Raw genomic sequence first — 20,295 nt, forward strand, 5'->3', positions numbered from 1 at the left:
TCAAGTCCTTGTGCGCAGCGCTTCAAGCCACGTGGCAGGGCGGCTGAATGGATTTTTGTAACATCGTTGATGATGGTTTTGTGAAATTGATTGTATACAACTCTATGGACATCCAATCTTTCTATTGCATACAGTGAGTGCACAACAAAAACAGAGAACCCCTCACCATGACTATCCCGAAGGCGTCACCGCAGCGGCCAGAAGATGAGAATCTCGGCGTCGCAGCCAACATGGCTTACGGCCTGCAGCATGTGCTCACCATGTACGGCGGCATCGTGGCCGTACCGTTGATCGTCGGCCAGGCGGCCGGATTGTCGCCGGCGGATATTGGCTTGCTGATCGCCGCCTCGCTGTTTGCCGGTGGCCTGGCCACACTGCTGCAAACACTCGGGTTGCCGTTCTTCGGCTGCCAGTTGCCGCTGGTGCAAGGGGTGTCCTTTGCCGGGGTGGCGACCATGGTGGCAATTGTCGGCAGCGATGGCGCGGGCGGCATTCCGGCGATTCTCGGCGCGGTGATGGCCGCGTCGTTGATCGGGTTGTTGATCACCCCGGTGTTCTCACGAATCACCAAATTCTTCCCGCCGCTGGTCACGGGCATTGTGATCACCACCATCGGCCTGACCCTGATGCCCGTCGCCGCCCGGTGGGCCATGGGCGGTAACAGCCGCGCCGCGGATTTCGGCAGCATGCCGAACATCGGCCTGGCGGCACTGACCCTGGTGCTGGTGTTACTGCTGAGCAAGATCGGCAGCGCGACCATCTCGCGGCTGTCGATCCTGCTGGCGATGGTGATCGGCACGATCATCGCGGTGTTCCTTGGCATGGCTGACTTCTCCAGCGTGACCCAGGGCCCGATGTTCGGCTTTCCCGCACCATTCCATTTCGGCATGCCCACCTTCCACCTGGCGGCGATCATTTCCATGTGCATCGTGGTGATGGTGACGCTGGTTGAAACCTCGGCGGACATCCTCGCGGTGGGCGAAATCATCGACACCAAGGTCGACTCCAAGCGCCTCGGCAATGGCCTGCGTGCCGACATGCTGTCGAGCATGTTTGCGCCGATCTTCGGTTCGTTCACCCAAAGCGCGTTCGCCCAGAACGTCGGGCTGGTGGCGGTGACCGGGGTCAAGAGTCGCTACGTGGTCGCCACCGGCGGGATATTCCTGGTGATCCTCGGCCTGCTGCCGTTCATGGGGCGGGTGATTGCGGCGGTGCCGACTTCGGTGTTGGGCGGTGCCGGGATCGTGCTGTTCGGTACGGTGGCGGCCAGTGGGATTCGTACCTTGTCCAAGGTCGATTACCGCAACAACATGAACCTGATCATCGTCGCCACTTCCATCGGTTTTGGCATGATCCCGATTGCGGCCCCGAGTTTCTATGATCAATTCCCGAGCTGGTTTGCGACTATTTTCCATTCGGGGATCAGTTCGTCGGCGATCATGGCGATCCTGTTGAACCTGGCGTTCAACCACTTCACCACCGGCAACTCGGACCAGCAGTCGGTGTTTGTTGCCGGCACTGAACGCAGCTTGTGCTTCCAGGATGTGGCGGCGTTGCGGGATGGGGATTACTTCAGCGGCGGCAAGCTTTTTGATGCCGAGGGCAAAGAGATTCCATTGCTGGCGGAAGTGCCGAAGAAAGCGGCGGTGCAGGGCAGGGCACAGACCAGCGAGGTGTAACAGCCAATCATTGTGGCGAGGGAGCTTGCTCCCGTTGGGCTGCGAAGCGGCCCCAGCTTTTGCGACTGCTTCGCAGTCGAGCGGGAGCAAGCTCCCTCGCCACATACACGGTGTTGTCAGCTGACTTTTCTGTGGGGCACCGAGCACGCCTCATCCAAAAACTGCACCACCGTCCCCATGCACGCCTGCCGCTCTTCAACATGCGGCATGTGGCTGGAGTCTTCGAACAGCGCCCAGCGCACATCGGCAATCTCATCCAGGAACGGCTTGACCACCAGTGGCGTGGCCTCATCATGCCGGCCGGAAATCACCAGGGTCGGCACATTGACCTTCGACAGCCGGCCAATCACGTTCCAGTCTTTCAAACTGCCAATCACATGGAATTCCGTCGGGCCGCTCATGGCGTGATACACCGTCGGGTCCGAATCCACCTGGGCGAATGTGCGAGCCACTTCTTCCGGCCACGGATTGACCCGGCACACGTGCTGGTCATAGAAAATCCGCGAAGCGGCCAGGTATTCAGGGTCTTGGTAGGTGCCGGCCTGTTCGTGCTTGAGCAGGGTCTCGTGCACGCCTTCAGGCAACAGCTTGCGCAGGCGGTTGGCCTCACTGACCCAGGTACGCATGCAGGTCGGCGAGTTGGCCGGGATAAACGCACGCAGGCCCTCGGGTTGCAGGATGGCGTGTTCGCTGCCCAGCATGCCGCCCCAGGATTGCCCCAGGATTGCGTAGTTGTTGCTGATTTGCAGGTGGTCCAGCAGGTTGTCCAGTTCTTCCAGGAACAAGCCGACGGTCCAGAACGAGGGGTCTTTGTCAGGCAGGTGCGTGGAGCGGCCGTTGCCCAGTTGGTCGTAGTGAATGACCGCGTGGCCACTGGCAGCAACGTCCTTGTAGGCGTCGACATAATCATGGGTACAACCCGGGCCGCCGTGGAGGATGACCAGCGGCGTAAGGCCGCTGTCCAGGTTGCCGGTGACCCGATACCAGGTTTGGTAGTCGCGAAAGGCCGCATAACCTTCGCGGATTGTTTCGATGAATTCCATTTCGTGCCCTGCCTTGAGAAAAAATGATCAGGCACACGATAGTCGGCACGGAAAGTTTAAGTAACTAGCAAAACAGCTAGGTTTTTCCTTCGGATCAGTCTTCCAGCAACCGGTAGTGGGTGGCTCGTACCACCGCCTGTACCCGGTTCTTGGCCCCCAGTTTGTGCATGGCCGAAGCCAGGTGCAGGGTGACTACGGCCAGGGAGCGGCTCAATTGCGTGGCAATCTCGGCGGCGGTCAGCCCGTCGGCGGCCCATTTCAGGCATTCACGTTCACGCTTGGTCAGGCGGATATGCGGGTAGGAACGCAGCTCCTTGCTGAATAGCGGGTAGGCTGCTTCCTGCAAGGCGTGGGTAATCAGGCTGAAGTCTGACAACGTGCGGCGGGCGTCCTGCAACACCGTACTGGCCTTGCCGGTGCGCAGGCCGGTCAGCGAGGCGAAGCCGCCCCGTGGCAAATGGATCGGCACGCTGACGCCGCAGGTCATCTGCCGGTCGTGCAGGTAGCTGGAAACCGGGGCGTGGCAGGGGTCGATGATCTTTTGCAGTGCCGTATCGGCCTTGGCCTCGTAGGACCAGACAAATGGTGAAACCGTAGACAGTGCCAGGTGCTGCACCGGATCGATCTGATAGAAGCCAGCGCTGCACCACAAGCTGTACCAGTCGGGTGGCGTATTGCGCAGTTGCAGCACAGAAGGGGTGATCAGTGCACCATTATGGTCAATGGGCACGGGGGTGTAGTCGTAGACCAGCGCATCGAAACCCAGGTCCTGGGCCAATACGAGGGTGTTGTCCATCTGTTCATCCAGGCTCCTGCCGGGGATGAGACGGTCATTAAACGCCGTTAGCCTGGCCAGCATCCGTTCTGCTCCCGAATTCGTTTGAATCTCGTCTTGCTGCAAGTAGAATGCCACGCCCCGGCGAAGGACTGCCAGACCAAACCTATAAGAATTACCAGGTTATGGACGCGCGGCATCCTCGGTAGTGTTGGCCTTTAAACGGCCACTATTCCCAGGGCCGACACACAACAAGGAATGTATGCATGTGGCGTGAAATTGCCCCCGACCAGCGGTACAACGTGCAAGTCGATGGTCACAACCTCGTGGCCTATAGCTTTGGCGAAGGCGATGAGGTGTTGCTGTGTCTCAATGGCGGCCCGGGCCTGCCTTGCGACTACTTGCGCGACGCTCATGGCTGGCTCAAGGACAACGGCCTGCGAGTGGTTGCATTCGACCAGCTTGGCACGGGCGCTTCAGCCAGACCGACTGATGTTTCGCTGTGGGAAATCAGCCGTTATGTCGAAGAAGTCGAAACCGTGCGCCAGGCCCTCGGCCTTGGTCGCGTGCATTTGCTGGGGCATTCCTGGGGCGGATGGCTGGGCATCGAATACGCCATTCACTACCCCGACGCGCTGAAAAGCCTGATCCTGGAAAACACCGTCGGCGACATTCCGCACCTGTCCCTGGAGCTGGAGCGCCTGCGCGGCGCCCTGGGCAGCGAAACCGTGGCGATGATGCAACGCCATGAAGCCATGGGCACCCTCGATCACCCGCAGTACCAGGCCGCCATCACCTTGCTCAACTACCGCCACGTCTGCCGCCTGGACGAGTGGCCGGCGCCGGTCCAGCGTTCCCTCGGCGACTGGAACATGGGCCCCTACGAAACCATGCAGGGCCCCAACGAATTCCTCTACATCGGCAACCTCAAGGACTGGAACCGCATCCCCGAGATGGCCGAATTCAAAATGCCGATACTGATCACCACCGGCCAGCACGATGAACTGACCCCGGCCTGCGCCATGCGTATGAAAAGCGCCGCCCGGCACGCTGAATTGCACGTGTTTCCCAACAGCAGCCATATGCCGTTCTACGAAGAGCCCCAGGCTTACTTCCCGGTGCTGCTGGACTTCCTTGCTCGTCACCGAGGCTGACGGATGAACCTGGCGCGTTACCGTTTTGTGCTGTCCCGGCCGCTGCAGTTGCTGCCGGTGCTGTTTGGCATCAGCCTGATCACCTTTGTACTGGTGCGCTCGATTCCCGGCGACCCGGCGCGTGCCCTGCTGGGATCGCGCAGCACGCCGGATGCGTTGCTGAAGATCCGCGCGCAGTACGGCCTCGACCAGCCCTTGTGGCTGCAATATTTCTACTTCCTGAAAAACCTGCTCAAGGGCGATTTGGGCCAGTCGCTGCTGTACAAGGTCGACGCGCTGAAACTGATCGTCACCCGCATCGAGCCGACCCTGTTCCTGGTGCTCGGCAGCGTGCTGCTGGCGCTGTTGATCGCGGTGCCGATGGCCACCGTGGCCGCACGTAACAAGGGCGGCTGGGCGGATAACCTGATCCGGCTGTTCACCACGGTCGGCCTGGGCATGCCGGCGTTCTGGCTGGGCTTGATGCTGATCCTGTTGCTCAGCGTGCAGTGGGGGCTGTTCCCGGTCTCCGGCTATGGGCGTACCTGGCTGGACAAGGTGCACCACATGGTCCTGCCATGCTTGACTATCGCCCTGGCGCTGTCGGCGGTGCTGGTGCGTAATCTGCGGGCGAGCATGTTGATGGAGTTGCAGGCCGATCACGTCACCGCCGCCCGGGCGCGCGGTTTGTCGGAGGCGGCGGTGTTTCGTCGCCACGTATTGCCCAACTCCCTGGTGCCGGCGGTCAACCTGCTGGCGGTGAACATCGGCTGGCTGATCAGCGGCACGGTGGTGATCGAAAGCCTGTTCGCAATTCCCGGGATCGGCCAGTTGCTGGTACGCGGGATCTTCACCCGCGACTACATGGTGGTGCAGGGCGTGGCGATGGTGCTGGCTTGTGCGACGGTGCTGGTCAACTTTGTCGCCGATGTGGTGACGGTCGCGCTGGACCCTCGAGTGAAAATGCAATGAGCAGCCGCCCCTTGATTGCCCCGTGGCGCTTGCGCCTGCGCTTCGGTTTTCGCAATGGCCGGCTGACGGCGGCCTGGGGCCTGTTGATTCTGCTGACATGGCTGGCACTGGCCGTTTTTGCACCGTGGATCGCACCCTTTGACCCGATTGCGCAAAACACCGACATCAGTTTGCTGGGTCCCAGCCAGGCCCATCCATTTGGCACGGATAACTACGGGCGAGACATCCTTTCGAGGGTGATATGGGGTGCACGTATCGACCTGCAACTGGCAGTGGTAGGGGTGATCTTTCCGTTCCTGATCGGCACCTTTGTCGGCGCGGTGTCCGGTTACATCGGTGGGCGTTTCGACAGCTTCTGCATGCGGGTGATCGACGTGATTCTCGCGTTCCCCTTCCTGGTATTGATGCTGGCGATCATGGCCATTCTCGGCCCGGGCTTGAAGAGCTTTTATATCGCCATGGCGCTGGTGGGCTGGGTGTCCTACGCGCGGCTGATTCGTTCGCAAATCCTGGTGCTCAAGGAAAGCGACTTCGCCCTGGCCGCCAAAAGCCTGGGTTTTGGCCATGGGCGCATTCTGTTCCGGCATCTGTTGCCCAACGCGATGTTCGGCTCGATTGTGTTCTCGATGTCTGACGCGGTGCTGGTGCTGCTCAACGGTGCGGCGGTCAGCTACCTCGGTTTGGGCGTGCAACCACCGACAGCCGAGTGGGGCACCATGGTTGCCGAAGGCCAGGCGTTCATCACCACCGCCTGGTGGATCTGCACCTTCCCGGGCCTGGCCATCGTGACATTGGCCATGGGCTTCAGCCTGCTGGCCGATGGTGTGGCGCAAGTGTTGGGGGACCGCTCATGAGCCTTCTGCAAGTGCGCGACCTGAGCGTGATCGCCAATAACACCGGGCGTGATGTGACGCTGGTGGACCGGGTGTCTTTCGACCTGGCCGAAGGTGAAATCCTCGGCCTGGTGGGTGAAAGCGGCTCGGGCAAGACCATGGCCTGTCGCGGGCTGATGCGCTTGCTGCCGTCCCCGAGCCTGCGGGTGCAAGGCGGCTCGGTACGTCTGGCCGGCCAGGAGCTGCTCACGCTGGATGATGCCGGGATGCGCGCGGTGCGCGGCGGGCAACTGGGGATGATTTTCCAGAACCCCAGCAGTCACCTCGACCCACTGATGCGCATCGGCGAGCAGATCGCCGAAGGTATCCGCCTGCATCAGGGTGCGTCGAAAAAGGACGCGCGCTTGCAGGCCATCGAAGTGCTGCGCCAGGTTGGCATTCCCGATCCTCAAGCGCGTATCGACAATTACCCTCACGAGTTTTCCGGCGGCATGCGCCAGCGGGCGATGATTGCCGTGGCCCTGGGTTGCAATCCCAAGGTGCTGATCGCCGACGAACCCACGACAGCCCTCGACGTCACCGTACAGGCGCAGATCCTGCGCCTGCTGCTGGACCTGCGGGACCAGCGTGGCCTGTCGATCATCATGATCACCCACGACCTGGGCGTGGTGGCGCAAACCTGTGATTCGATCGCCGTGATGTACGCCGGCCGCCTGTGTGAGCACGGCAGCAAATACGAGCTGCTGGCGCACCCGCAACACCCTTACACCGCCGGCCTGATCGAGTGCCAGCCTGCCACGAGCAGCGGCCACGCCTTGTTGCGCACCATCGCCGGGCAGCCGCCATTGCTCGACGCATTGCCCAAGGGCTGCCGGTTCAACCCGCGCTGCCCGCAAGTCGGCACCTTGTGCACCGAGCTGTTGCCGGAAGGCGCGCGAGTGGTCTGTCACTATCCCTTGGGAGCTCGCCCATGACGCTGTTACAGGTGAATGACCTTGAGGTGCGTTTTGCCGCCAGCGGCGGCGGCCTGTTGGGTCTGAATAAACAGTGGGTGAGGGCGGTCAACGGCGTGTCCTTGACCCTGGCCGCCGGTGAAACCCTCGGTTTGGTGGGCGAGTCCGGCAGCGGCAAAAGTACGTTGGGGCGGGCGATCCTGCACCTCAACCCGATCAGCGCCGGGCAGGTGGTGTTTGATGGCATCGATATGGCCCACGCCGGGCCGGTCGATATCGCGCGTTTGCGGCACGAGACGGCGATGATCTTCCAGGATCCTTACGCGGCCCTGAACCCGCGTCTGACGGTCGGCGAAACCATTGCCGAAGTGCTGCGGGTGCAACGCAAGGTGTCGTCAGAAAATATCCCGCGCCGGGTCGACGAATTACTCGACCTGGTAGGCCTGCGCCCCGAGCTTGCCAGCCGCAAGCCCGGCTCCCTCAGCGGCGGCCAGTGCCAGCGCGTCGGCATTGCCCGGGCGCTGGCGGTAGAACCGCGGCTGATTATTGCCGACGAATGTGTGGCGGCTCTGGATGTGTCGATCCAGGGCCAGATCATCAACCTGCTGCTGGAACTGCAACAGCGCATGAACCTGGCGATCCTGTTTATCGCCCACGACCTGGCCATCGTCCGCCGTCTGTGCGACCGGGTGGCGGTGATGTACCTGGGGAAAATCGTCGAGGAAGGCCCGGTGGAGGCGGTGTTCACCACGCCGCGTCATCCGTACACGGCGGCCCTGATCCAGGCGATTCCGGAGATTGATCCGTACCGCCCGCTGCCCAGCGAACCGTTGCCAGGCGAGCCACCGAGCCCGCTGAAACTGCCCGATGGCTGCGCCTTTCACCCGCGTTGCCGGCATGCACGCGCCGTGTGTGCCGAGGTATTGCCGCCGACTCACTTTGTGCAAACGCATCGGTACAGTTGCGTGCTTGAAGAGCCTTTGACCCTATCTGCCACTCGTGAACAACCGCCGTTATAGACAAGGAGTTATGACATGCAATCCCGTCACTTGAAGTTGCTCGCCGCCGCCACGCTCACCGCCTGGTCGCTGACCGCCGGTATCGCCCATGCGGCGGGTGTACTCACCATCGGCTGCCGCGAAGACAGCACCACCTTTGACCCGATCAAAAGTGCGCAGAACCGCGACACCTGGGTGTTCGCCAACGTCTACGACACCCTGGTGCGCGTGGATAACCTGGGCACCAAGATGGAACCGGGGCTGGCAGAAAGCTGGGACATTTCCAAAGACGGCCTGACGTATACCTTCAAGCTGCGTGCCGCGAAGTTCTCGGACGGCTCGCCGATCACCGCTGACGACGCCGCGTTCAGCCTGTTGCGCATCCGCGACAACAAGGCCTCGCTGTGGAGCGACCCGTTCAGCCTGATCAACACGGCCAAGGCCAGCGACCCGCAAACCCTGGTAGTGACCTTGAAAACCCCGGCGGTCGCCTTCCTCTCGCAACTGGCTTCGCCGACGGTATCGATCCTGTCGGAAAAGGCCATGACCAAGATGGGCGAAGACGCCTACTCGGAGAACCCGGTGACCTCCGGCGCGTTTACCGTGGGCGAGTGGCGCAAGGGCGATCGGGTGATCCTGAAGAAGAACCCGAACTTCTGGCAGGCCGGCAAGGTGAGCCTGGATGGCGTGGAGTGGGTGTCGGTCACCGACGACAATACGCGCATGCGCATGGTGCAGAACAACGAGCTGGACACGGCGATCTTCGTCCCGTTCTCCCGGGTTGAAGAGCTGAAAAAAGACAAGAACGTGGTGGTCCACTCCGACCCGTCGACCCGTGAAGATCACCTGTTGATCAACCATGCCCACGGCCTGCTGGCCAAGCCGGAAGTGCGCCAGGCGCTGGACATGGCCATCGATAAACAGTCGCTGGTAAAAACCGCCACCTTCGGCCAGGGCACTGTGGCCTATTCCTACATTCCCAAAGGCTCGCTGTACCACTACGCCAACAACCTGCAACGCCCGTATGACCCGACTGAAGCCAAGAAACTATTGGCCGCTGCCGGCGCTCAGGACTTGAAGCTCAACTACGTGGTCAACGCCGGCAACGAAGCCGACGAGCAGATCGCGGTGATGATCAAGGATCAGTTGGCCAAGGTCGGCGTGACAGCCAACCTGCAAAAGGTCGACCCGACCCAAAGCTGGCAGATGCTGGTGGACGGCGAATACGACATTTCGGTGATGTACTGGACCAACGACATCCTCGACCCGGACCAGAAGACCACCTTCGTGCTGGGCCACGACACCAACCAGAACTACATGACCCGCTACAAGAACGACAAGGTCAAGGACCTGGTGGCGGCCGCACGGATCGAGGCCGACCCGGCCAAGCGTGAGCAGATGTATGTCGACCTGCAGAAAATGGCGAAACAGGATGTGAACTGGATCGACCTGTACTACAGCCCGTACATCAACATCTCACGCAAGAACGTGAGCAACTTCCTGCAAAACCCGTTGGGGCGCTTCACGCTTGAGGAAGTGGTGAAGAACTGAGTTTTTAACCACACCACCAACCAATGTGGGAGCTGGCTTGCCTGCGATGCGGGCACCTCGGTGTTTAAGTCACACCGCGGTGATGCTATCGCAGGCAAGCCAGCTCCCACACAGACCGTGTCAGTTGTTATTGCGCGTCAAACGCCTGGCCATTGATGCCGGTACTGTCCGGCCCCATCAGGTACAGGTACACCGGCATGATTTCTTCCGGTGTCGGGTTATCGGTCGGGTTCTCCCCTGGGTACGCCTGGGCCCGCATGCTGGTGCGGGTAGCGCCCGGGTTGATGCTGTTGGCACGCACTGGTGCGACGTTATCCAGCTCATCGGCCAGGGTCTGCATCAGGCCTTCTGTGGCAAACTTCGATACCCCATACGCGCCCCAATAAGCGCGGCCCTTGCGGCCCACGCTGCTGGAGGTGAACACCACCGACGCATCCTGGGACAGCTTGAGCAGCGGCAGCAGCGTGCTGGTCAGCATGAACATCGCGTTGACGTTCACGTGCATCACCCGCATGAAATTCTCACCCGACAACTGTTCGATCGGCGTGCGCGGGCCGATGATCGAGGCGTTGTGCAGCAGGCCATCGAGGTGGCCGAATTCCTTTTCGATCATCGCTGCCAGCTCATCGTATTGATGGGGCAGGGCGGTCTCCAGGTTGAACGGGATCACCACGGGCTGTGGCTGGCCGGCGGCTTCGATTTCGTCATAGACCTGCGCCAGGTTGGCTTCGGTCTTGCCCAGCAACAGCACGGTGGCGCCATGGGCGGCATAGGTTTTTGCCGCCGCCGCGCCAATCCCGCGACCGGCGCCGGTGACCAGGATGACCCGGCCCTTGAGCAGTTCTGGACGTGCGGAGTAATCAAACATAAACAACCTCGACAAAGTTCACAGAAAATCCATGTGATTGAGTGCGGCTAAGGCTCTTGTGGCGAGGGAGCTTGCTCCCGCTGGGGTGCGCAGCAGCCCCGGCTTTTCGCGACTGCTGCGCAGTCGAACGGGAGCAAGCTCCCTCGCCACAAAGGCACATCAACCTCAAGCATTCCCGATCAGCAACTGCACAGCGCGCTATCCAGGACCTTGCGCAATTCCAGCGGGTGATCCACCACCACGTCGGCACCCCAGTTGCGCGGGTTGTCGTCCGGGTGGATATAGCCATAGGTGACCGCCGCAGTGCGGGTGCCGGCGTCGCGGCCCGACTCGATGTCCCGCAGGTCATCCCCCACGAACAGTACGCTGGCCGGGTCCAGGTCGAGCATCTTGCACGCCAGGATCAGCGGCTCCGGGTCCGGCTTGCTGTTCTTCACGTGGTCCGGGCAGATCAGCAGCGCCGAGCGCTCCGCCAGGCCCAGTTGCTGCATGATCGGTTCGGCAAAGCGCAGCGGCTTGTTGGTGACCACGCCCCAGATCAGCCTGGATTTCTCGATATCCGCCAGCAGCTCTTCCATGCCCTCGAACAGCTTGCTGTGGATGGCGCAGCCCTTGAGGTAGCGCTCCAGGAATTCCTGGCGCAGCTCTTCAAAGCCTGGGGATTCGGGGTCCATGGAAAAGGTCACGGCGACCATCGCCCGGGCGCCGCCGGAGATTTCATCGCGGATGTGCTGGTCGTTCATCGGCGCCAGGCCGCGGTCAGCCCGCATGGCCTGGCAGATGGCGATAAAGTCCGGCGCGGTATCCAGCAGGGTACCGTCCATGTCGAAAAGAACCGCTTGCAACTTCACAGGCTCACTCCTCGCGCAGGGTCTGGATCATGTAGTTGACGTCAACGTCGCTGGCCAGCTTGTAGTGCTTGGTCAGCGGGTTGTAGGTCAAGCCGATGATGTCCTTGACGGTCAGCCCGGCCTGGCGGCTCCAGGCACCCAGCTCGGAAGGGCGGATGAATTTTTTGAAGTCATGGGTGCCGCGGGGCAGCAGCTTCATGATGTATTCGGCACCGATGATCGCGAACAGGTACGCCTTCGGGTTGCGGTTGATGGTGGAGAAGAACACCTGGCCGCCGGGCTTGACCATGCGGAAGCAGGCGCGGATCACCGAGGACGGGTCTGGCACGTGTTCGAGCATTTCCAGGCAAGTGACCACGTCGAACTGCTCGGGCATCTCTTCGGCCAGCTCTTCGGCGGTGATCTGCCGGTATTCGACGTTCACGCCCGACTCCAGTTGGTGCAACTGGGCCACGGCCAAGGGCGCTTCGCCCATGTCGATGCCCATCACGGTGGCGCCGCGCTGGGCCATGGATTCGCTGAGAATGCCGCCGCCGCAACCCACATCCAGCACCTTCTTGCCGGCCAGGTTGACGCGCTCGTCAATCCAGTTGACCCGCAGCGGGTTGATGTCGTGCAGGGGTTTGAACTCGCTTTCGCGGTCCCACCAGCGGTGGGCCAGGGCTTCGAATTTGGCGATTTCAGCGTGGTCGACGTTGCTCATGGGGAATCCTCTAAATCTGATAAAGCGTTTTGCCGGTCCTGGCATGCACTGCCAGGGCGGGCGTTATTCGGTGTGTCCGCTGATGCGTTGGCCCCAGGCGATGGCCGTGGCGCACAACTGTTGCTCATCCAGGCGGGTCAGTTGCCGGTCGTCGAGCAATTGCTTGCCGCCGACCCAAAGGTGTTTCACACAATCGCGTCCGGTGGCATATATAAGCTGTGAGACCGGGTCGTAGATCGGTTGTTGCGCCAGGCCCGACAAGTCGAAGGCCACGATATCGGCGGCCTTGCCCACTTCCAGCGAGCCGATTTCACTTTCCAGGCCCATGGCCCGGGCGCCGTTGAGGGTGGCCATGCGCAGGGCGCGGTGGGCATCCAGGGCGGTGGCCGAGCCGGCGACGGCCTTGGCCAGCAGCGCGGCGGTGCGGGTTTCGCCCAGCAGGTCGAGGTCATTGTTACTGGCGGCGCCGTCTGTGCCTACTGCCACATTGACGCCGGCTTGCCACAGGCGTTCCACCGGGCAGAAGCCACTGGCCAGTTTCAGGTTGGATTCCGGGCAGTGGATCACGCTGGTGTTACTTTCTACCAGCAAAGCCAGGTCGTCCTCGCTGATTTGGGTCATGTGAACGGCCTGGAAGCGCGGCCCCAGCAAACCCAGGCGACCCAGCCGTGCCAGCGGGCGTTCGCCGCGCTGTTCAACGGACTGCTGCACTTCGAAGGCGGTTTCATGCACATGCATGTGGATCGAGGCGTCCAGCTCCTCGGCGATCACCCGGATTTTTTCCAGGTTTTCATCGCAGACGGTGTACGGCGCGTGCGGGCCGAAGGTGATTTTGATTCGCGGGTGATGCTTGAGGTCGCCGAACAGCTCGACGCCCTGGCGAATCGCCTCGTCGGCGTCAGCAGCGCCGGGAATCGGGAAATCGAGGATCGGGATGGCGATTTGTGCGCGAATGCCCGCGTTGTGCACGCGTTCGCTGGCGACTTTCGGGAAGAAGTACATGTCCGAGAAGCACGTGATGCCGCCCTTGATCTGTTCGGCGATCGCGAGGTCGGTGCCGTCGCGCACGAAGGCTTCGTCGACCCACTTGGCCTCGGCGGGCCAGATGTGGTTTTCCAGCCAGGTCATCAGCGGCAGGTCATCGGCCAGGCCGCGAAACAGCGTCATCGCCGCGTGGCCGTGGGCGTTGATCAGGCCGGGGCTGAGCAGCATGCCCGGCAGTTCACGTACCTCGGTAGCCTTGAGCTTCAAGGCCGCCGCGCGTGGGCCGATAAACGCAATGCGCCCGTCGCGAATGCCCAGGCCGTGTTCCTTGAGCACGACACCGGCAGGCTCGACAGGTACCAGCCAGGTGGGCAGCAGCAATAAGTCGAGCGGGGCGGCAGTCGGTGTCATCGAGGGCGGTTTCCCAGGCATCTATAAAGAACGGCGAAGTATACCCGAGCGTCCTGGCTGGCGGATCGCTATAATCGGCGGCTTTTGTTCATGAGTGCGGGGTGAAGGATGCGCGATCGACTGTTGGCAGCGGAGACGGTGAAGGCCATTGATTGGCGTGATGGCGCACTGTACCTGCTCGATCAGCGTATTTTGCCGTCCTCGCAAACCTGGGTCGCCTGCACCAGTGCGGCCGAGGTGGCCGAGGCCATTCGCTCGATGGTGGTGCGCGGAGCACCGGCCATTGGCATCAGTGCGGCGTATGGCCTGGTGCTGGCCGCGCGTGCGCGCATCAAAGAGGGCGATGACTGGCAGGCCGCCTGGGAAGAGGACTACGCGCTGCTGGCGGACACCCGCCCGACGGCGTCGAATCTTTTTTGGGCCATGAAGCGCATGCGCGATTGCCTCGATCGCCTCAAGAAACACGCCGACCCGTTGAAGGTGCTGGAGGCCGAGGCGGTGGCGATTCACCAAAGCGACCGTGAGGCCAACCTGACCATGGCGCAGTTGGGTGTGGAGCTGATCCGCAAGCACCAGGGCAATGTCCAGGCGATCCTCACCCATGGCAATGCCGGTGCGCTGGCCACGGGCGGCGTGGGTACGGCCCTCGGTGTGATCCGCGGGGCGTTCCTGGAAGGCATGGTGGAGCGGGTCTACGCCAACGAAACCCGGCCCTGGCTGCAAGGCTCGCGGTTGACGGCCTGGGAGTTGTCCAACGACGGCATTCCGGTCACCGTGAATGCCGATTCGGCCGGCGCGCATATTCTCAAGACCAAGGGTGTGACCTGGGTGATCGTCGGTGCCGACAGCATTGCCGCCAATGGTGACGTGGTCAGCAAGATTGGCACCTATCAGTTGGCAGTGTGCGCGATGCATCACGGCGTACGTTTCATGGTGGTGGCGCCCAGCTCCACCATCGACCTGATGGCGGCCAGTGGCGATGACGTGCCGCTTGAAGAGCGCGACGCCCGTGAGCTGCTGGAAGTCGGCGGCACCCGTGTGGCGGCCGATGTAGACGCCTTCAACCCGGTGTTTGACGTAACGCCGGCGGACCTGATTGACGTCATCGTCACCGAAAAAGGCATCGTCGAACGGCCCGACACGGCGAAGATGGCGCAACTGATGTGTCGTAAACGCCTGCATTGAGGCAATTCGCCCGCAAAAATCCCCTTGGATCCGGCTCTAAGCCCCTCTCGTCGCCGTCAAGCCTGTCATCCGTCAACTTACTATGCTCCATGCGCATCAGGGGGATAGGTGCGTGGCGGCGATTGTGATAACATCCGGCGGTTTCCAGGGTCACCCCAAGGGGTAACCTTTAATGCGCAGATCCGTGTCATAACTCGTTGATTTGTCGTAAGTCGTTGCCAGGCATCATGCCAGCAGCGGCGAGCTTCGTTCGTCCCATAGGATGTGACGAGGTTTCACCCGAAAAAGGAATCAGGCTTCTCATGGGCGAACTGGCCAAAGAAATCCTCCCGGTCAATATCGAAGACGAGCTGAAACAGTCCTACCTCGACTACGCGATGAGCGTAATTGTCGGTCGGGCACTGCCTGATGCGCGCGATGGCTTGAAGCCCGTGCACAGGCGTGTGCTGTTCGCGATGAGCGAGCTGGGTAACGACTGGAACAAGCCGTACAAGAAATCTGCCCGTGTTGTCGGTGACGTGATCGGTAAGTATCACCCTCACGGCGACACTGCGGTGTACGACACCATCGTTCGGATGGCTCAGCCGTTTTCCCTGCGCTACCTGCTGGTAGACGGCCAGGGCAACTTCGGTTCGGTCGACGGCGACAACGCTGCGGCCATGCGATACACCGAAGTGCGCATGACCAAGCTGGCGCACGAGCTGCTGGCCGACCTGCATAAAGAAACCGTGGACTGGGTGCCGAACTACGACGGCACCGAAATGATCCCGGCGGTCATGCCGACCCGTATTCCCAACCTGCTGGTCAACGGCTCCAGCGGTATCGCCGTGGGCATGGCCACCAACATCCCGCCACACAACCTCGGTGAAGTCATCGACGGTTGCCTGGCCCTCATCGACAACCCCGAGCTGACCGTCGATGAGCTGATGCAATACATCCCGGGTCCGGACTTCCCGACCGCCGCGATCATCAACGGTCGCGCCGGCATCATCGAAGCCTACCGCACCGGTCGCGGCCGCATTTACATGCGTGCCCGCTCGATGATCGAAGACATCGACAAGGTCGGTGGCCGTCAGCAGATCGTCATCACCGAACTCCCGTACCAGTTGAACAAGGCCCGTCTGATCGAGAAGATCGCCGAGCTGGTTAAAGAGAAGAAGCTGGAAGGCATCACCGAACTGCGCGACGAGTCTGACAAAGACGGTATGCGCGTAGTGATCGAGTTGCGTCGTGGCGAAGTGCCTGAGGTGATCCTCAACAACCTCTACGCCCAGACCCAGCTGCAAAGCGTATTTGGTATCAACGTGGTCGCGCTGATCGACGGCCGCCCGCGCATCCTGAACCTCAAGGATCTGCTGGAAGCCTTCGTGCGTCACCGCCGCGAAGTCGTTACCCGTCGTACCGTATTCGAACTGCGCAAGGCCCGTGAACGCGGCCATATCCTGGAAGGCCAGGCGGTTGCGCTGTCGAACATCGACCCGGTTATCGCCCTGATCAAGGCTTCGCCGACACCGTCGGAAGCCAAGGAAGCCCTGATCAAGATGCCGTGGGAATCCAGCGCCGTAGTGGCGATGGTTGAACGTGCCGGTGCCGATTCGTGTCGTCCGGAGACCCTGGACCCGCAATACGGCCTGCGCGACGGCAAGTACTTCCTGTCCCCGGAACAGGCCCAGGCGATCCTGGAATTGCGTCTGCACCGCCTGACCGGCCTGGAACACGAGAAACTGCTGGCCGAGTACCAGGAGATCCTCAACCAGATCGGCGAGCTGATCCGCATCCTCAACAGCGCCGTGCGCCTGATGGAAGTGATCCGCGAAGAACTGGAAGTGATCCGCGCCGAATACGGCGACGTGCGTCGCACCGAGATTCTCGATGCCCGTCTCGACCTGACCCTGGGTGACATGATCCCGGAAGAAGATCGCGTCGTGACCATCTCCCACGGTGGCTATGCCAAGACCCAGCCTTTGGCTGCGTACCAGGCCCAGCGTCGTGGCGGTAAAGGCAAATCGGCTACCGGCGTCAAGGATGAGGACTACATCGCTCACCTGCTGGTTGCCAACAGTCACACCACGCTGCTGCTGTTCTCCAGCAAGGGCAAGGTGTACTGGCTGAAAACCTACGAAATCCCGGAAGCGTCCCGCGCTGCCCGTGGTCGTCCGTTGGTCAACCTGCTGCCGCTGGACAGTGATGAATACATCACCACCATGCTGCCGGTGGACGAATACACCGAAGGTCACTTCATCTTCATGGCCACCGCCAAGGGCACCGTGAAGAAGACCCCGCTGGAATCTTTCAGCCGTCAACGCAGCGTGGGCCTGATCGCCCTCGAACTGGATGAAGGCGACGTACTGATTTCGGCCGCCATTACCGATGGCGAGCGTGAAGTCATGCTGTTCTCCGACGGCGGCAAGGTGACGCGCTTCAAGGAATCCGACGTTCGCGCCATGGGCCGTACCGCCCGCGGTGTGCGCGGCATGCGTCTGCCGGAAGGGCAGAAGCTGATTTCGATGCTGATCCCGGAAGAAGGCAGCGAGATCCTCACTGCTTCGGCCCGCGGCTACGGCAAGCGTACGGCCATCAGCGAGTTCCCTGAGTACAAGCGTGGCGGCCAGGGCGTTATCGCCATGGTCAGCAACGATCGCAACGGCCGTCTGGTCGGCGCGGTCCAGGTGCTGGATGGCGAGGAAATCATGCTGATTTCCGACCAGGGCACCCTGGTACGTACCCGGGTTGATGAAGTGTCGAGCCTGGGGCGTAACACCCAGGGCGTGACCTTGATCAAGCTGGCAAGCGACGAGACGTTGGTAGGCCTGGAGCGTGTCCAGGAGCCATCGGAAGTCGAGGGCGAGGAGCTGGAAGGTGAAGAGCTTGAGGGCGAGGTAATCGCCGGTGGCGATGACAACGTCGACGAGCCAACACTCGACGCTGCCGCAGACGAAGAAGAACCGCAGGAATAAGCGGACACACAGGGGGGCGGATGAAGATTCGCCCCCTTGTTGTTTGTCCCTTTTGAAATACGACGCCGCGCCGCTCTTGTAGGAGCCGGCTTGCCGGCGATGGCATCAACTCGGTTCAAGTGAAGTGCCGAGTCGTTTGCATCGCTGGCAAGCCAGCACCTACAGGGGTCCGCGTTGCGGGATGTTGATTGCAGTCCCACCAGATCAGAGAGATTGGATGTGAGCAAGAGAGCCTATAACTTCTGTGCCGGTCCCGCGGCGCTTCCTGAAGCAGTCCTGCAGCGCGCGCAGGGTGAACTCCTCGACTGGCATGGAAAAGGCCTCTCCGTGATGGAAATGAGCCATCGCAGCGATGAGTTCGTGTCCATTGCCACCAAGGCCGAGCAGGATATGCGCGACTTGCTGGACATCCCGTCCGACTACAAAGTGTTGTTCCTGCAGGGTGGGGCGAGCCAGCAGTTCGCTCAGATTCCGCTGAACCTGCTGCCGGAAAGCGGCACTGCCGACTATATCGACACCGGTATCTGGGGGCAGAAAGCGATTGAAGAGGCCTCCCGTTACGGTCACGTCAATGTCGCGGGCACGGCCAAGCCTTACGATTACTTCGCCATTCCCGGTCAGAACGAGTGGAAACTCTCGAAGGACGCGGCCTACGTTCACTACGTGGCGAACGAAACCATCGGCGGCCTGGAGTTTGACTGGGTTCCCGAGGTGGGTGATGTTCCGCTGGTGTGCGACATGTCTTCGGACATTCTTTCGCGCCCGATCGATGTGTCCAAGTACGGCATGATCTACGCCGGCGCGCAGAAGAACATCGGCCCGAGCGGCATCCTGGTCAATATCATTCGCGAAGACCTGTTGGGTCGTGCCCGTTCGCTGTGCCCGACCATGCTCAACTACAAGGTCGCGGCCGATAACGGCTCGATGTACAACACCCCGCCGGCCTTCGCCTGGTACCTGTCGGGCCTGGTATTCGAGTGGCTGAAAGAGCAGGGCGGTGTGGCTGCCATGGGCAAGCTCAACGAAGAGAAGAAACGTACCCTGTACGACTTCATCGACGCCAGCGGCCTGTACAGCAACCCGATCAACCTGACTGATCGTTCTTGGATGAACGTGCCGTTCCGCCTGGCGGACGACCGTCTGGACAAGCCATTCCTGGCCGGCGCCGACGAGCGCGGCCTGTTGAACCTCAAGGGCCACCGTTCGGTAGGTGGCATGCGCGCCTCCATCTATAACGCTGTCGATATCCACGCCGTCAAGGCGCTGGTGGCTTACATGGCAGAGTTCGAAAAGGAACACGGCTAATGTCTGAGCAAGAACTCAAGGCCCTGCGCGTACGCATTGACAGCCTGGACGAGAAAGTCCTGGAGCTGATCAGTGAGCGCGCGCGGTGCGCCCAGGAAGTTGCACGGGTGAAAATGGCGTCCCTGGCTGAAGGCGAAGTGCCGGTGTTCTACCGTCCGGAGCGCGAAGCCCAGGTGCTCAAGCGGGTGATGGAGCGCAACAAGGGCCCGTTGGGCAACGAAGAGATGGCGCGGTTGTTCCGCGAAATCATGTCTTCGTGCCTGGCGCTGGAGCAGCCGCTGAAAGTGGCTTACCTCGGGCCTGAAGGCACCTTCACCCAAGCCGCGGCCATGAAGCACTTTGGCCACGCCGTGATCAGCAAGCCAATGGCCGCGATCGACGAAGTGTTCCGTGAAGTGGCCGCCGGGGCGGTGAATTTTGGCGTGGTGCCGGTGGAAAACTCCACCGAAGGTGCCGTCAACCACACCCTCGACAGCTTCCTTGAGCACGACATGGTGATCTGCGGCGAAGTCGAGCTGCGTATCCACCATCACCTGCTGGTGGGCGAAAACACCAAGACCGACAGCATCAGCCGCATCTACTCCCACGCCCAGTCCCTGGCCCAGTGCCGCAAGTGGCTGGACGCGCATTACCCGAACGTGGAGCGCGTGGCGGTATCCAGCAACGCCGAAGCGGCGAAGCGGGTCAAGGGCGAGTGGAATTCGGCGGCGATTGCCGGCGACATGGCTGCTGGCCTGTATGGCCTGACGCGCCTGGCCGAGAAAATCGAGGACCGCCCGGATAACTCCACGCGCTTCCTGATGATCGGCAGCCAGGAAGTGCCGCCGACCGGCGACGACAAGACCTCGATCATCGTCTCCATGAGCAACAAGCCCGGCGCGCTGCATGAGCTGCTGGTGCCGTTCCACGACAACGGGATTGACCTGACGCGAATCGAGACTCGTCCTTCGCGCAGCGGTAAATGGACTTATGTGTTCTTTATCGACTTCGTCGGCCATCACCGCGACCCACTGGTCAAGGGTGTGCTCGAGAAAATCAGTCAGGAAGCCGTGGCACTCAAGGTGCTGGGCTCTTACCCGAAAGCGGTTTTGTGA

At 61.5% G+C, this 20,295-nt stretch carries 17 protein-coding genes; 11 read left to right on the forward strand and 6 right to left on the reverse strand.

What is annotated here, in order from left to right; genetic code table 11:
• The first annotated feature begins 167 nt into the window (after nucleotides 1-167).
• Nucleotides 168-1,679 carry a nucleobase:cation symporter-2 family protein gene (locus tag M2400_RS07345; RefSeq protein ID WP_259196092.1) on the forward strand — a complete coding sequence of 504 codons (1,512 nt, stop codon included), beginning with the start codon at nucleotides 168-170 and terminating at the stop codon, nucleotides 1,677-1,679.
• A gap of 116 nt (nucleotides 1,680-1,795) precedes the next feature.
• On the opposite strand, the gene M2400_RS07350 is transcribed toward M2400_RS07345, so the two are convergent.
• Both M2400_RS07350 and M2400_RS07355 read right to left on the reverse strand, forming a co-directional pair.
• Nucleotides 1,796-2,722, reverse strand: a complete 927-nt coding sequence (locus M2400_RS07350) for a proline iminopeptidase-family hydrolase (RefSeq protein WP_259196090.1) — start codon at nucleotides 2,720-2,722, stop codon at nucleotides 1,796-1,798.
• Between the two features lie 94 nt (nucleotides 2,723-2,816).
• Entirely contained in the window at nucleotides 2,817-3,581 is a 765-nt protein-coding gene (locus tag M2400_RS07355) for a LuxR family transcriptional regulator (RefSeq protein ID WP_177045584.1), read from the reverse strand.
• A 182-nt stretch (nucleotides 3,582-3,763) separates the two neighbouring features.
• Between M2400_RS07355 and M2400_RS07360 the strand changes: the two genes are divergently transcribed.
• The 6 genes from M2400_RS07360 to M2400_RS07385 are packed head-to-tail and all read left to right on the forward strand — an operon-like array spanning nucleotide 3,764 to nucleotide 9,937.
• Nucleotides 3,764-4,651, forward strand: coding sequence for a proline iminopeptidase-family hydrolase (locus tag M2400_RS07360; RefSeq protein WP_008437674.1), 888 nt, complete (start codon nucleotides 3,764-3,766; stop codon nucleotides 4,649-4,651).
• A gap of 3 nt (nucleotides 4,652-4,654) precedes the next feature.
• Nucleotides 4,655-5,602 carry an ABC transporter permease gene (locus M2400_RS07365; RefSeq protein ID WP_259196089.1) on the forward strand — a complete coding sequence of 316 codons (948 nt, stop codon included), beginning with the start codon at nucleotides 4,655-4,657 and terminating at the stop codon, nucleotides 5,600-5,602.
• On the forward strand, nucleotides 5,599-6,456 hold the full coding sequence (locus tag M2400_RS07370; RefSeq protein WP_003218837.1) for an ABC transporter permease: 858 nt from the start codon (nucleotides 5,599-5,601) through the stop codon (nucleotides 6,454-6,456). The genes M2400_RS07365 and M2400_RS07370 overlap by 4 nt, the downstream gene beginning before the upstream one ends.
• Nucleotides 6,453-7,409, forward strand: a complete 957-nt coding sequence (locus tag M2400_RS07375; protein WP_259196088.1) for an ABC transporter ATP-binding protein — start codon at nucleotides 6,453-6,455, stop codon at nucleotides 7,407-7,409. The genes M2400_RS07370 and M2400_RS07375 overlap by 4 nt, the downstream gene beginning before the upstream one ends.
• Nucleotides 7,406-8,407 carry an ABC transporter ATP-binding protein gene (locus M2400_RS07380; RefSeq protein WP_259196087.1) on the forward strand — a complete coding sequence of 334 codons (1,002 nt, stop codon included), beginning with the start codon at nucleotides 7,406-7,408 and terminating at the stop codon, nucleotides 8,405-8,407. Before M2400_RS07375 ends, M2400_RS07380 begins: the two co-directional genes overlap by 4 nt.
• Nucleotides 8,408-8,422: 15 nt before the next feature.
• Nucleotides 8,423-9,937, forward strand: a complete 1,515-nt coding sequence (locus M2400_RS07385; RefSeq protein WP_177075651.1) for an ABC transporter substrate-binding protein — start codon at nucleotides 8,423-8,425, stop codon at nucleotides 9,935-9,937.
• A gap of 127 nt (nucleotides 9,938-10,064) precedes the next feature.
• On the opposite strand, the gene M2400_RS07390 is transcribed toward M2400_RS07385, so the two are convergent.
• The 4 genes from M2400_RS07390 to M2400_RS07405 form a co-directional block, all read right to left on the reverse strand.
• Nucleotides 10,065-10,805, reverse strand: a complete 741-nt coding sequence (locus M2400_RS07390; protein WP_003218829.1) for a YciK family oxidoreductase — start codon at nucleotides 10,803-10,805, stop codon at nucleotides 10,065-10,067.
• Between the two features lie 179 nt (nucleotides 10,806-10,984).
• Nucleotides 10,985-11,656 (reverse strand): N-acetylmuramic acid 6-phosphate phosphatase MupP, encoded by a 672-nt coding sequence (gene mupP / locus M2400_RS07395; RefSeq protein WP_177045568.1) that lies wholly within the window; start codon nucleotides 11,654-11,656, stop codon nucleotides 10,985-10,987.
• A 4-nt stretch (nucleotides 11,657-11,660) separates the two neighbouring features.
• Complete coding sequence (gene ubiG, locus M2400_RS07400) at nucleotides 11,661-12,359, reverse strand: bifunctional 2-polyprenyl-6-hydroxyphenol methylase/3-demethylubiquinol 3-O-methyltransferase UbiG (protein ID WP_177045567.1); 699 nt, start codon at nucleotides 12,357-12,359, stop codon at nucleotides 11,661-11,663.
• 63 nt (nucleotides 12,360-12,422) lie between these two features.
• Nucleotides 12,423-13,754, reverse strand: a complete 1,332-nt coding sequence (locus M2400_RS07405) for a TRZ/ATZ family hydrolase (protein WP_177113287.1) — start codon at nucleotides 13,752-13,754, stop codon at nucleotides 12,423-12,425.
• 108 nt (nucleotides 13,755-13,862) lie between these two features.
• Here M2400_RS07405 and mtnA point away from each other — a divergent pair, with 108 nt between their 5' ends.
• From mtnA to pheA, 4 genes are all read left to right on the forward strand, one after another.
• The gene (gene mtnA / locus M2400_RS07410; protein WP_177045565.1) at nucleotides 13,863-14,939 is read left to right on the forward strand and encodes an S-methyl-5-thioribose-1-phosphate isomerase; all 1,077 of its coding nucleotides are present in this window, start codon (nucleotides 13,863-13,865) and stop codon (nucleotides 14,937-14,939) included.
• 302 nt (nucleotides 14,940-15,241) lie between these two features.
• The gene (gyrA, locus tag M2400_RS07415; protein WP_177045564.1) at nucleotides 15,242-17,896 is read left to right on the forward strand and encodes a DNA gyrase subunit A; all 2,655 of its coding nucleotides are present in this window, start codon (nucleotides 15,242-15,244) and stop codon (nucleotides 17,894-17,896) included.
• Nucleotides 17,897-18,115: 219 nt separating this feature from the next.
• Complete coding sequence (gene serC / locus M2400_RS07420) at nucleotides 18,116-19,201, forward strand: 3-phosphoserine/phosphohydroxythreonine transaminase (RefSeq protein ID WP_177045562.1); 1,086 nt, start codon at nucleotides 18,116-18,118, stop codon at nucleotides 19,199-19,201.
• Nucleotides 19,201-20,295: a prephenate dehydratase gene (gene pheA / locus M2400_RS07425; RefSeq protein WP_003218812.1), complete on the forward strand. Its 1,095-nt coding sequence runs from the start codon at nucleotides 19,201-19,203 to the stop codon at nucleotides 20,293-20,295. The genes serC and pheA overlap by 1 nt, the downstream gene beginning before the upstream one ends.

The organism is Pseudomonas sp. BIGb0558, assembly GCF_024807515.1.
Lineage (GTDB): Bacteria > Pseudomonadota > Gammaproteobacteria > Pseudomonadales > Pseudomonadaceae > Aquipseudomonas > Aquipseudomonas yamanorum_A.